The sequence below is a fragment of the Aromatoleum toluolicum genome (genome assembly GCF_012911005.2).
Taxonomy (GTDB): domain Bacteria; phylum Pseudomonadota; class Gammaproteobacteria; order Burkholderiales; family Rhodocyclaceae; genus Aromatoleum; species Aromatoleum toluolicum.
The window spans coordinates 1-12,225 of the sequence record NZ_WTVS01000107.1 but is presented as its reverse complement, the minus strand read 5'-3'; the positions used below and the strand labels follow the sequence as shown (position 1 = coordinate 12,225).

Genomic DNA, 12,225 nt, shown 5'->3' with positions numbered 1-12,225 from the left:
GCCCGTTCCGACCAGCGTCAGGTTCTCGACGTTTGCGGCCAGCGTATGGTCGACGGTACTGATCACGCTGTCGGTGCCCTGGCCGGCGCTCTCGATCACCGTGTCGCCCGCGTTGTCCACGTGGTAGGTGTCGTTGCCCGATCCGCCGGACATCGTATCGGCGCCGACTCCGCCATTGAGCGTGTCATTGGTGAAATAACCATTCGCCGTCAGCACGTTGTCGAGATCGTTGCCGGTGCCGGAGTAATAGCTAAAGTTGCTTCCGGTGATCGTGAGGTTCTCGACGTTCGCACCCAGGGTGTAACTGACACTGCTGAGGACCGTGTCGGTTCCGCCGCCCGCCGCTTCGACAATGGCGTTGCTGGAGTTGTTGATGATGTAGGTGTTATCCAGCGCATTGCCGGTGCCGACCAGGCCCGTTCCGACCAGCGTCAGCTTCTCGACGTTCGCATCCAGCGTGTAGTTGACACTGCTGACGACCATGTCGGTTCCGCCACCCGCCGCTTCGACAATGGCGTTGCCGGTGTTGTTGATGGTGTAGGTGTTGTCGAGCGCGTTGCCCGTCCCGACCAGGCCCGTTCCGACCAGCGTGAGGTTCTCGACGTTTGCGGCCAGCGTATGGTCGACGGTACTGATCACGCTGTCGGTGCCTTGGCCGGCGCTCTCGATCACCGTGTCGCCCGCGTTGTCCACGTGGTAGGTGTCGTTGCCCGATCCGCCGGACATCGTATCGGCGCCGACTCCGCCATTGAGCGTGTCATTGGTGAAATAACCATTCGCCGTCAGCACGTTGTTGAGATCGTTGCCGGTGCCGGAGAAGCTTCCAAAGTTACTTCCGGTGATCGTCAGATTCTCGACGTTGGCGCCGAGCGTGTAGCTCGTGGCCGCCTGGATCGTGTCGGTGCCCTCGCCGGCGTTCTCGATGACGACGTCGCCAACGTTGTCGACCACGTAGGTATCGTCACCGTCACCGCCAACCATCGTGTCGGCGCCTGCCAGGCCGTTCAGGGTGTTGTTGTCGTCGTTGCCGTACAGCTCATTCGCAAGCGCGTTGCCCGTGCCAGACAGGTTGCCGGCGCCGGTCAGTACGAGGTTTTCGAGGTTGCTGCCGAGCGTATAGCTGACGCTGCTTTGAACGGTATCGGTTCCTTCGCCTGCGAGTTCGGTGACGATGTCGGTCGTGCCGTCGACGATATAAATGTCGTTTCCGGAGCCGCCTGCCATCGTGTCGCTTCCCGTGCCTCCGTCGAGGTAGTCGTTGCCCGCGCCACCGCTGAGGGAGTCGTTGCCGGATTCACCGAACAAAAGGTCATTGCCGTCGCCACCACTGAGGATGTCGTTGCCCTGGCGGCCATAGAGCTGGTCGTCGCCGATGCCGCCGGTAAGGGTGTCGTTCTTCTTGGATCCGTTCCGAATTGCCATGGATTGATTTTCCCGTGTTTACAAACAGTTAAATGGGCTGTGCGTCCGATGCGACAGTCATTTTCTGCTATTCGTTCTTGTCGCTGCAAAGCGGGCGATGTTACGCAAAAGGGATAGTAATGACAATGAGATTCACGGATGGCGTATGCGAAAGGCGCAAGCTGACGCATTTCGGCGGAACTATCGCTGCGCGATCAGGTTTGCTGCGCTACCCACCAGTCAGCGGGTAAGCGGTAATGAATGCTAATGCCTATGGGATGATTTGCCCGTGGATTGGCGCTGATTGTGATCGTGGTCTGGTTCGTGCGGTGCGGGCTACCGCGATGGCTGCGGACTATCCGGGAGATCGGCACGGACCACGATTCGTGGCGAAGCTCCGTCTGGTGGCGGAATGCCATGCAGATAATTCGCAATGAGATTCACGGATGGCGTATGCGAAAGGCGCAAGCTGACGCATTTCGGCGGAACTATCGCTGCGCGATCAGGTTTGCTGCGCTACCCACCAGTCAGCGGGTAAGCGGTAATGAATGCTAATGCCTATGGGATGATTTGCCCGTGGATTGGCGCTGATTGTGATCGTGGTCTGGTTCGTGCGGTGCGGGCTACCGCGATGGCTGCGGACTATCCGGGAGATCGGCACGGACCACGATTCGTGGCGAAGCTCCGTCTGGTGGCGGAATGCCATGCAGATAATTCGGAAGGGCGAAGGCCGTGGCCGCCCGCCCATTGGCGTAGGACGGATGCGCTGGATGTACGTGGCGCAGCAGTACTTCGGCCTGCGAGACGAAGGGACCGAGGATGCGATCTACGACAGTCAGGCGATCCGCAGCGTCGTCGGCATCGATCTGGCGCGAGAGGCGGCGCCGGACGCGAACGCGCTGTTGAAGTTTCCCGAACCGCATCGCGTCGGGCAAGAAAGTGCCAAAGAGTGGAAGAATTCTTCACTGGCTCACGCGCGTGACCAGTCCGGCACCCGTCGACACCGATTTTTTCAGCGATTCCTTAGTTCACACGTGGGGAGGGGGTGTGGAGAGGGCGGGAGTTCGTCCCGCCTTGTGCCGGGTGAACGACGAGGGCGTTACTGCGCCTTGCCGAGACCGAGTGGTGCCGGCGTGAGGCTGAGGATGCGCTGGTACAGCGTCTCGGCCTCGTCCTTGGGCTTGATGCCGAAGAGCGGGTTGTCGTTTTCGCGGAAGGCGGCGGCGATCTCGGCCCAGTCCTCCGGCGTCAGCACGCGTTCGGCGATCGGGATCAGGGCGTCTTCCTCGGTGCGCAGGTGCTCCCATTCGAACTCGGCATAGCGTTCGGCCGTGTCGCAGAAGGCTTCGCCGGCCTTGGCGTCGCCGCCCTGAAAGGCGACGAGCTGCTTCTTGAGGTCTTCGACCATCGGGTAGCCCAGCGTGTGCTCGCGCTCGAGGCGGCCGATGAGGCCGTCGGCCTCGCGCGTGCGCCGCTGCACCGCGGAGAACAGGTACTTGTCCTCCTTCGGGTGGTGCCAGCGGTCGGGGTAGGACACGATGTAGTCGAGGATCGCGCGCAGCAGCGGGAAATTGGGCGCTTCGCCCTTGCGCATGCCCTTGACGAGGTAGCGCAGCGAGTACAGCACCGCGCTGATCGCGAGGTGCTCGTCGCGGATGATCTGGACGGCTTCCGGTTTCACGTTCGTCTCTCTCTCCGGTGCAGCATGTTGTTGTGAGGCGGGTCTTTCAGACGCGCTCGAAGGCGAGCGCGATGCCCTGGCCGACGCCGATGCACATGGTTGCGAGGCCGAAGCGGCCGCCGGTGGTCTCGAGCTGGTTGAGCGCGGTGGTCACGAGGCGCGCGCCGGAGGCGCCGAGCGGATGGCCGATCGCGATCGCGCCGCCGTTCGGGTTCACGTGCTCGCCGTCGTCGGGCAGCCCGAGCTGGCGCAGCACCGCGAGGCCCTGGGCGGCGAAGGCTTCGTTGAGTTCGATGGTGTCGAACTGGCCGATGCTCATGCCCAGGCGCGCGAGGAGCTTCTGCGTCGCCGGTGCGGGGCCGATGCCCATGATGCGGGGCGACACGCCGGCGGCGGCGGAGCCGAGGACGCGCGCGCGCGGCGTCAGGCCGTGGCGGCGCATGGCGTCCTCGGAGGCGAGCAGCAGCGCGCAGGCGCCGTCGTTGACGCCGGAGGCGTTGCCGGCGGTGACGCTGCCGTCCGGGCGCACGACGCCCTTGAGCTTCGCGAGCGTTTCGAGCGTGGTGTCGGGACGCGGGTGTTCGTCTGCGCCGAAGATCAGCGGATCGCCCTTCTTGCGCGCGATCTCGACCGGCAGGATCTCGCGCGCGAAGAAGCCGCGCTCGTTCGCGGCGGCCCAGCGCTGCTGGCTGCGCAGCGCGAAGGCGTCCTGGTCGGCACGCGAGACGCCGAATTCCTGCGCGACGTTCTCGGCGGTCTCGGGCATCGAGTCGATGCCGAACTGCGCCTTCATCAGGGGGTTCACGAAGCGCCAGCCGATGGTCGTGTCCTCGATCTTCGCGCTGCGCGAGAAGGCGCTGTCGGCCTTGCCCAGCACGAAGGGGGCGCGGCTCATGCTCTCGACGCCGCCGGCGATCATCAGCTCGGCTTCGCCGGAGGCGATCGCGCGCGTGGCCATGCCCAGCGCGTCGAGACTGGAGCCGCACAGACGGTTGACGGTGGTGCCGGGCACTTCGACCGGCAGGCCGGCGAGCAGCGCGGCCATGCGCGCGACGTTGCGGTTGTCCTCGCCGGCCTGGTTGGCGCAGCCGTAGATGACATCATCGACGGCGGTCCAGTCGACGGCGGCGTTGCGCGCGACGAGGGCGCGGATCGGCAGCGCGGCGAGGTCGTCGGCGCGCACGGCGGAGAGGGTGCCGCCGTAGCGGCCGAAGGGGGTGCGGATGGCGTCGCAGATATAGACGTGGCGGGGCATGTCGGGGGGTCTCCTCTCGTTATGTCGGGGGCGCGCCTTCTCGGCGGGCACGCCGCGTGCCATTGTGGGGCCAAACGGGCCGGCGGCGTCAGGCGCCGCGCTTTGCGTAGGGCGGAAGGAGCGAAGTGCATCCCGCCATCTGTGCGACGGATTGGCGGGATACGCCTTCGGCTGCTCCCGCCCTACGGCTCGTGGTGCTCAGTACGTCTCGACGTGGAAGCGTGCCTTGGAAAGCAGCTGCGGGCGCAGTGCGTCCCAGTCGGCGCCGTTCGCGCGGCAGATGTCGCGGAAGGCTTCCAGCACGCCGGCTTCCATGCCCTTGAGGCCGCAGATGTAGATGTAGCAGTTGTCGTCCTGCAGCATCTTGAACACCTTGTCGGCGCGCTCGCGGATCGCGTCCTGCACGTAGCGCTTGGGTTCGCCGGGCACGCGCGAGAAGGCGAAGCTGATGTCGATGAAGTCCTTCGGCAGCTTCTGCAGCGGCCCGAAGTAGGGTAGTTCCTCGGGCGCGCGGGCGCCGAAGAAGAGCACCAGCTCGCCGCCTTCCTTGCGGTCCATGCGGCGGCGGCGGCGCTCGGTCATCGCGCGCATCGGCGCGGAACCGGTGCCGGTGCAGATCATCATGATCGACGAACCGGGGTGGTTGGGCATCAGGTAGGTCGCGCCGTAGGGGCCGGTGACCTGCACCTTGTCGCCCTTCTTGAGGTCGCACACGTAGTTCGATGCGACGCCGCGGGTCGGCTTGCCTTCGTGGTCCTCGACGACGCGCTTCACCGTCAGCGACAGGTTGTTGTAGTGCGGGCGCTCGCCGTCGCGCGGACTGGCGACGGAGTACATGCGCAGCAGGTGCGGCTTGCCCTTTTCGTCGGTGCCGGGCGGGATGATGCCGATCGACTGGCCTTCGAGCACCGGGAAGGGGGTGGTGCCGAAGTCGAGGACGATGTGGTGGATGTCGCTCGAGGCGTCTTCGGCGGTGAGGCGGTAGTTGCCGGTGACCGTCGCGGTGACCGGGGCGGCCGGCGAGTAGATATTCACGTAGGGGTGCGAGGCGGACCACGGCGCCATCGCCGGGCCGCCCTGGCCGGCGGTCGCGACTTCGGTGATCTGCTGCACTTCGGCCGGGAGCTCGACCGCGCCCATTACCGTCGCCTCGAGCTGGTCGAGTTCGGTGGTGTCGGGCAGGTAGTCCCAGGAATACTGGTCGGCGAGGCTGTGCGGCGTGGCCTTGTCGACATTGCGCCATGAGTCGATCGCGCCCGTCGGACAGGGCGAGATGCAGGCGAGGCAGCCGTTGCAGGTCTCGAACTTGACGACGTAATTGCGGCTGTCGTGGGTGATCGCATCGACCGGGCAGATCTCTTCGCAGGTGTTGCAGCGGATGCAGATCTCGGGGTCGATGAGGTGTTGCCTGGCGAGGTTGGCGTGCTCTGCGGGCGCGTTCATGGTTGTCTCTCTCCACGGGTGATGCGAGTTCTCCGCTCCCTCTCCTTCAAGGGGGCGGAGGCGGGGTTTCGCGGAGCACCGCTCCGTGCCGCCGGAGCGGCGGAGCGAAGCGAAGACTCCCGGGTCGGGGTGGGGATGGGTTTCCGGACAGCGTGCGCGGACTAGGTCGACCGCCCGCACCAAAACCCATCCCCCTCCTGTCCTCCCCCTTGAAGGGGGAGGGACCTGTTAATGCCGCCTTGTCGTTTCTTCTTGCTCAATTAAAGCGCACGTACTCGAAGTTGACCGGCTGGTTGTTGATACCACGGCCCGGCGCTGCGATCCAGTTGGCGAACTTGCCCGGCTCGATGCAGCGGCCCATCAGCGAATGCACGTACAGGCGGTCGCTTTCGGTCGGCAGCCAGTTGCTGTGCTGGTGCGTCCATTCGGCTTCCGACAGCAGGCGGCCGTCGGGGCTGACGTGCGAGCCGGCGAACATGCCGATGCGGCGGTGGAAGCCCTTGTGCGGCAGCGTGAAGCGGAAGCCGAAGCCGAACTTGGCCGGGATGCGGTTCCAGCGGTCGACACCGGCCTGCACGTCGGTGATCCAGTCGTCGCGCAGGCGCTCGTTGAGCGCCGACAGCGCGGGCACGTGGCGGGTCAGGATCTTGTCGCCGGCCACATCCATGACCTCGTATTCCGAGTTCTGCAGCGTGTGGTCGTCGGCGATCTTCTCTTCCTCGAAGCGGCCCTTGAGGCCGTTCGTGTAGTAGGTCGCGGCGTTCGACGAGATTTCGGCGCCGTACAGGTCGCTGGTGACGCTGTAGTGGAAGTTGAGGTACTTCTGCAGCGTCGGCAGGTCGATGACGCCGGCGGCGCGCAGCTTGGCGGGATCGTCGGTGCCGAGTTCCTTCATCACTTCGCAGGTGCGCTGGATCACGCGGGCGATGCCCGATTCGCCGACGAAGAGGTGGTGCGCTTCCTCGGTGAGCATGAACTTGCACGTGCGCGCCAGCGGATCGAACGCCGATTCGGCGAGCGAGGCGAGCTGGTACTTGCCGTCACGGTCGGTGATGAAGGTGAACATGAAGAACGACAGCCAGTCGGGGGTCTTCTCGTTGAACGCGGTGAGGATGCGCGGGTTGTCCGCGTCGCCCGAACGGCGCTCGAGCAGGGCTTCGCCTTCCTCGCGGCCGTCGCGGCCGAAGTGCGCGTGCAGGAGGTAGACCATCGCCCACAGGTGGCGGCCTTCCTCGACGTTCACCTGGAACAGGTTGCGCAGGTCGTACAGCGACGGGGCGGTCAGGCCGAGGTGGCGCTGCTGCTCGACCGAAGCCGGCTCGGTGTCGCCCTGGGTGACGATGATGCGGCGCAGGGTCGAGCGGTATTCGCCCGGCACTTCCTGCCACACGTCCTGGCCCTTGTGCTCGCCGAAGGTGATCTTCTTCTCGCCTTCCTGCGGCGCGAGGAAAATACCCCAACGGTAGTCGTGCATCTTCACGTAGCCGAAGTCGGCCCAACCCTTGGGATCGACGCTGACCGCGGTGCGCAGGTACACGTCGTAGTTGGTCGAGTTCTCCGGACCCATGTCGTCCCACCAGTTCAGGAAGGACGGCTGCCACTGTTCGAGGGCGCGCTGCAGCGTCTTGTTCTCGTTGAGGTTGACGTTGTTGGGGATGCGTTCGCTGTAATTGATCATCTCTGTACTCCTCCGGATTTATCGTCTCGGCCCGGGGCTCGTCGGCTCGCCGGGTCTGTTATTGCTGCTCGCGTTTGCTGCTTTCTCCGCGCCGCGCCAGGGCGCCGGCTGCAACGGCAGCGGGACGGCCTGCCGCGCGGGGCGGCGGAGTGATTCGGGTGTGTGCTTACACGCGGTTCCAGTCGAACTGCGCCTTCTTGCCGGAGCCGAAGAGCTTCAGCGCGCCGTTCTCGCCGACCGCGTTGGGGCGGTTGAAGATCCAGTTCTGCCACGCCGACAGGCGGCCGAAGATGCGCGTGTTCATCGTCTCGACGGGGCCGAAGCGCAGGTTCGCTTCGAGGCCGGTGAGCGCGTCGGGCGACAGCGCGGCGCGTTCCTCGATGGCGATGCGCACTTCGTCGGCCCAGTCGAGGTCGTCGGGGATCGCGGTGACGAGACCCAGTTCCATCGCCTCGGCGGGCGACAGCAGGCTGCCTTCCCTGGCCTTGACGGCGGCGACCGGGCCTTCTTCCTGGTAGAAGCGCGCTTCGATGCGCGACAGGCCGTTCACCATCGGGAAGGCGCCGAAGTTCATCGCCGACAGGCCGATGACGTTCTTCGCTTCGGCCGCGTCGCGCATGTAGCTGCGGTCGGCGGCGAGCGCGACTTCGAGCAGCGTGCCGGCGAAGCAGGAGCCCGGCTCGATCAGCGCGTACAGGCTGCGCGACGAGACGTCAATGCGGGCCAGCGTGCGACGCAGCATGCCGATCGTCTCGCGGACGAACCAGTTGTCCTTGTTGGCGGCGATCGTCGCGTCGATGTCGAGCACGACCTGGGCGTCGCCGGCTGTGCGCAGCTGCCACAGGCCGACGTCGAGGTGGTTGGTGCGCAGGTTGAGGATCGCGTCGTCGAGTTCGCGTGCCATCTGCAGCGGCCACCACTTGATGCCCTGGGCTTCGATCTCGGCGGCGGTCTTCGCGGTGACGGCGGACGGCGCACGCACGGTCAGCGTCACGGTGCGGCCGTTGGCGTCGATCGTCGCATCGACGAACTCGTAGTGGTAGCCCGTGGCGTCGGTGGTGCGTTCGAGGCGGGTGAGCGCGACGCCCTTGGCGCCGGCCGGGCGGTCGGAGGTCTTCGCGAGTTCCTTCGCGCGGTTCGCGATGTGCTCGGCGAACTGCTGCTGCTTGACGACGTCGTCGACCAGGCGCCAGTCCTTGGCGCGGTTGCCGCGCACGCCTTCGGAGATGGTGCAGAATATGTCGGCGTGATCGCGGCGCACGCGGCGCTTGTCGGTGACGCGGGTGAGGCCGCCGGTGCCGGGCAGCACGCCCAGCAGCGGCACTTCGGGCAGCGACACCGACGAATTGCGGTCATCGACCAGCACGATCTCGTCGCAGGCGAGCGCCAGCTCGTAGCCGCCGCCGGCGGTGGTGCCGTTGCATGCGGCGAGGAACTTGAGGCCGGAGTACTGGCTGGAGTCCTCGATGCCGTTACGCGTCTCGTTGGTGAATTTGCAGAAGTTCACCTTCCACGCGTGGGTCGACAGGCCCAGCATGTAGATGTTGGCGCCGGAACAGAAGATCTTCGGCTTGCCCGAGGTGACGACGACGGTGCGCACTTCCGGATGCTCGAAGCGAACGCGCTGCAGGGCGTCGTGAAGCTCGATGTCGACGCCCAGGTCGTACGAGTTGAGCTTCAGCTTGTAGCCCGGGCGGATGCCGCCGTCCTCGTCGATGTTGAGCGTCAGCGTGGCGATCTCGCCGTCGGTCGCGAGCGACCAGTGGCGGTATTTCGACGGCTCGGTACGGTAATCGACCAGCTCTGCGGCGGGCTTGTTCGCGACTGCTTCCATGGTTGTCTCCTCTCTCTCTGTTTGTGGCTCAGCTCATGACGAGCTGGCGTAACTTGATGAAACTCTGGTCCACCGTCTCGCCCGTGGTGTCGAGCACGGTGTCTGCCTTGGCGTAGAGGGGCAGGCGCGCCTCGAGGATGCGCTTGAGGTCCTCCATCGCCTCGTCGTTGCCCGCCATCGGCCGCAGGTCGCCCTGGGCCATCACGCGGGCCATGTGTTCTTCCGGCTGGGCCTTGACCCACACGGTCATGCACTGCGACAGCAGCATCTCGAAGCTCTCCGGCTGCGACACGACGCCGCCGCCGACGGAGATCACCGCGCGCGGGTTGTCGCGCAGCACGCGCTCCAGCGTGCGCTTCTCGATGCGGCGGTAACCGGACTGGCCGTACAGCGAGAAGATCTCGCGCCCCGGGATGCCGGTTTCCTTCTCGATCTCGCGGTCGAGTTCGATGAAGGGCATCGTTTCTTCCTGCGCGAGGCGCTTGCCCAGCGTCGATTTGCCGGCGCCGCGCAGGCCGATCAGTGCAATGCGCTTGCGGCGCACGGCTTCCTCGTGGCCGAAGTCGCGCATCAGGCGGAATACGACCTCTTCCAGGCGATGCTGCGGCAGGCGCTCGAGGAAGCGACGGATCAGGCGCTTCTCGACGGTGTCCTCGGTTTCCGGCGCGAGCAGCTCGATCAGCGAGACGTTGAGCGCGCGGGCGATGTTGTGCAGCAGGACGATGGACACGTTGCCGTCGCCGCCTTCGAGGTGGGCGAGGTGGCGTTCCGACACGCCGGCTTCGCGGGCCACGAGCTTTCTCGTCATGCCACGGCGGTCGCGGATCTCGCGGACACGCTTGCCGAGCGTCGGCAGGATATTGCTCTCGGTGACCTGTTCGGCCGCCGGAAGCGCTTCCTGCTGCGATTCGGTAGTGGGTTCGAGGCTCATCGGGGTTCCTTTCTTGCAGCGAACTGCATCGGTTGAGTTGAACAATAATGCAGCAAGATCGACACGTCAACACCTAAAGTGCAGTTTTGTTCGTGGTGCACTGCAGTAAGCTGCAGTTTTCATCCAGTATAGGATGGATGGAGTGGTGGTGCTGTGCCAAAAATTGCAGCTTTATGGAGTATCTTTGAGGTGAAGTGGAAGTAAAGTGCTTGACGAAGGATTTTGCGCGTGTATTCTATCTCCACCCGTTGCGCCTTGGGCGCGACGCCAGAACATCAGACATCCGGCGCAAGACCGTGATGCCCCAACAGAGAGAGGAGACAAACAGTGAAGCTGGCCAATTACGTATACGGGCAATGGATCGAAGGCGCGGGCGAAGGCACGGCGCTGAACGATCCCGTCACCGGCGAGGCGCTGGTGCGGGTTTCGTCGGACGGCGTCGACGTCGCACATGCACTGGAGTTCGCCCGCACGGTTGGTGGCGCTGCACTGAAGGCCCTCACCTACGAGGAGCGTGCGGCGAAGCTGGGCGCGATCGCCGAGTTGCTGACGGCCAAACGTGCAGAATATTTCGACATCTCGCTGCGCAACTCCGGTGCGACCGAAGGCGATGCGGCCTTCGATGTCGATGGCGCCATCTTCACCGTCAAGAGCTACGCCCGCGCCGGCAAGGCGCTGGGCGCCGCGCGCCACCTGAAGGAAGGCAGCCGCGTGGCGCTGGCCAAGACCGATGTCTTCCAGGCCCAGCACTTCCTGATGCCGCTCGCCGGCGTTGCCGTGTTCATCAACGCGTTCAACTTCCCGGCCTGGGGCCTGTGGGAGAAGGCCGCGCCGGCGCTGCTCGCCGGCGTGCCGGTGTTCGTGAAGCCGGCGACGCCGACCGCGTGGCTCGCCCAGCGCATGGTCGCGGATGTCGTCGAAGCGGGCATCCTGCCGCCGGGCGCGATCTCCATCGTGTGTGGCGGAGCCCGCGACCTGCTCGACCACGTCACCGAATGCGACGTCGTGTCCTTCACCGGCTCGGCGGACACGGCGGCGCGCATGCGCACCCATCCGAACGTCGTTGCGCGCTCGGTGCGCCTCAACATCGAGGCCGACAGCGTGAACTCGGCGATCCTCGGCCCGGATGCCAAGCCCGGCACGGCCGAGTTCGATCTCGCGGTGAAGGAGATCGTGCGCGAGATGACGATCAAGACCGGCCAGAAATGCACCGCGATCCGTCGCATCCTGGCGCCCGCCGGCACGGCGCGCGCGCTCGCCGATGCGGTGTCCGGCAAGCTCGCCGGCTGCAAGGTCGGCGATCCGCGCAGCGAAGGCGTGCGCGTCGGCCCGCTGGTGAGCAAGGCGCAGCAGGCCGCGGCCTTCGAGGGCCTGGCGAAGCTGCGGCAGGAATGCGAGGTCGTGTTCGGCGGCGATCCGGACTTCGAACCGGTCGGCGCCGACGCCGCGGTGTCCGCCTTCGTGCAGCCGACGCTGCTCTTCTGCGACAAGGGTCTGGCCGCGCGCTTCGTCCATGACGTCGAGGTCTTCGGCCCGGTCGCGACCATCGTCCCCTATGCCGGCACCGCCGATGCGATCGCGATCGCGCGGCGCGGCCACGGCTCGCTTGTCGCCTCGGTGTATTCGGGTGACGCGGCCTTCCTCGCTGAGCTCGTGCCGGCAATCGCCGACCTGCACGGCCGCGTGATGGTCGTCGATGCCGCGGTCGGCGCGAACCACACCGGCCACGGCAACGTGATGCCGACCTGCCTGCACGGCGGCCCCGGGCGCGCCGGCGGCGGCGAGGAACTGGGCGGCCTGCGCGCGCTGGCGATGTACCACCGCCGCTGCGTCGTGCAGGGCGGTCCGGCCGTGCTCGACGCCCTGTCGCGTGACGCAGTCGACGCCGCACTGCTCGGTGCATGAACTATAAAACCTATACGCATCCCGCCCCCTGACCCCAACCCCCCAGTTTAACGGAAAGACGGAAGCATGGAGCCCGACCCATTCCAGGCCCTTAACG

Annotated in this window: 7 protein-coding genes and 2 pseudogenes; 2 read left to right on the top strand and 7 right to left on the bottom strand. The window is 65.8% G+C overall.

Translation table 11 applies throughout. From position 1 onward, the window contains the following. A pseudogene (locus tag GPA27_RS26300) lies at positions 1 to 1,422 on the bottom strand (calcium-binding protein); the annotation flags it as partial. Between the two features lie 710 nt (positions 1,423 to 2,132). Here GPA27_RS26300 and GPA27_RS26295 point away from each other — a divergent pair. Continuing rightward, a pseudogene (locus GPA27_RS26295) lies at positions 2,133 to 2,312 on the top strand (transposase); the annotation flags it as partial. 188 nt (positions 2,313 to 2,500) lie between these two features. Here the strand turns inward: GPA27_RS26295 and GPA27_RS26290 are convergent. From GPA27_RS26290 to GPA27_RS26265, 6 genes are all read right to left on the bottom strand, one after another. After that, positions 2,501 to 3,082: a hemerythrin domain-containing protein gene (locus GPA27_RS26290; RefSeq protein ID WP_169143390.1), complete on the bottom strand. Its 582-nt coding sequence runs from the start codon at positions 3,080 to 3,082 to the stop codon at positions 2,501 to 2,503. Positions 3,083 to 3,128: 46 nt separating this feature from the next. Continuing rightward, positions 3,129 to 4,337 (bottom strand): 3-oxoadipyl-CoA thiolase, encoded by a 1,209-nt coding sequence (pcaF, locus tag GPA27_RS26285; protein ID WP_169143389.1) that lies wholly within the window; start codon positions 4,335 to 4,337, stop codon positions 3,129 to 3,131. A gap of 198 nt (positions 4,338 to 4,535) precedes the next feature. Next, positions 4,536 to 5,780, bottom strand: a complete 1,245-nt coding sequence (boxA, locus tag GPA27_RS26280; RefSeq protein WP_169143388.1) for a benzoyl-CoA 2,3-epoxidase subunit BoxA — start codon at positions 5,778 to 5,780, stop codon at positions 4,536 to 4,538. Between the two features lie 256 nt (positions 5,781 to 6,036). Beyond that, positions 6,037 to 7,458, bottom strand: coding sequence for a benzoyl-CoA 2,3-epoxidase subunit BoxB (gene boxB, locus GPA27_RS26275; protein ID WP_169143387.1), 1,422 nt, complete (start codon positions 7,456 to 7,458; stop codon positions 6,037 to 6,039). Positions 7,459 to 7,624: 166 nt separating this feature from the next. After that, positions 7,625 to 9,292 (bottom strand): 2,3-epoxybenzoyl-CoA dihydrolase, encoded by a 1,668-nt coding sequence (boxC, locus tag GPA27_RS26270; RefSeq protein WP_169143386.1) that lies wholly within the window; start codon positions 9,290 to 9,292, stop codon positions 7,625 to 7,627. A 28-nt stretch (positions 9,293 to 9,320) separates the two neighbouring features. Further along, positions 9,321 to 10,223: a helix-turn-helix transcriptional regulator gene (locus tag GPA27_RS26265; protein WP_169143385.1), complete on the bottom strand. Its 903-nt coding sequence runs from the start codon at positions 10,221 to 10,223 to the stop codon at positions 9,321 to 9,323. A gap of 327 nt (positions 10,224 to 10,550) precedes the next feature. On the opposite strand from GPA27_RS26265, the gene GPA27_RS26260 reads away from it, so the two are divergent. Beyond that, the gene (locus tag GPA27_RS26260; RefSeq protein ID WP_169143384.1) at positions 10,551 to 12,128 is read left to right on the top strand and encodes a 3,4-dehydroadipyl-CoA semialdehyde dehydrogenase; all 1,578 of its coding nucleotides are present in this window, start codon (positions 10,551 to 10,553) and stop codon (positions 12,126 to 12,128) included. Positions 12,129 to 12,225: the final 97 nt, after the last annotated feature.